Annotated in this window: 1 protein-coding gene; it reads right to left on the bottom strand. The window is 36.1% G+C overall.

What is annotated here, in order from left to right; translation table 11 throughout:
• Positions 1–172: 172 nt before the first annotated feature.
• Positions 173–797, bottom strand: a 625-nt coding sequence (locus H1A14_RS23060) for a DUF4221 family protein (RefSeq protein ID WP_194778673.1), incomplete at its 5' end; no start/stop codon positions are given.

A 797-nucleotide genomic window follows, 5' to 3' on the forward strand; every position in this document is an offset into this window, starting at 1 on the left:
AAAAACCTAAAATCAAAGTTATTTTAAACTTTTATTAGTTTTATAATTGAATATTACGTTAATATGATCAAAATATTAATATCTCCCAATCCCACAGGGGCTTGACGAGGACATGCCAACCCACAGAAAAAAATCCCCGAAGACAAGATGGAATCCGATCTAAACATGGCTACTATTGTTTTTCCAAACTGAATACCGCGTACCTGAAACTGTCTTCACTGAAGTCTTCATTGAAAAGGTTGTTGGTGGAAATATAAAGTCCCTTTTCACCTACAAAATGGTTGGAAAAGGTATATACCTCATTTTTTTGGAACCTATGCTCTCCTATGGTATTCAGGTCTTCATCTAGGATTAAAACCCCCAAATAAGGTCTGGATAAGTCCATCATGTTCAGTTTTTCCATGGAATAATCTTCCTCAAGTTCAAAGCCGGGATAATACAAGCGGTAAAAAACACTCCGGAAAGGATCATGAATCAGTGTACCAAATCTGTCATATTTCAATCTGTTCAAAATGCCATCTGTGGAATTGGACGGAAAAGTATTCACGTAATAAAAATTCTTAACTGCATCTGACTTTACCATCTTTCTATCTATCACCTTACCTGTAGGAATATCAAAAACCTGCATTTCATGATCATACAAAGGAGCCAGGATAATTTTATCATTACTTATAGCCCAAGAGTAATCTGTAAGCTTTTTCCCCTTATCCCAGTAATCATCCGGATAAAACACATCATACCAGGCGATTGAATCATTGACCATATCATAGCTGTAGATCAGCTGATGATTCCTGATG

Source organism: Pararhodonellum marinum, from assembly GCF_015354735.1.
Taxonomy (GTDB): domain Bacteria; phylum Bacteroidota; class Bacteroidia; order Cytophagales; family Cyclobacteriaceae; genus Pararhodonellum; species Pararhodonellum marinum.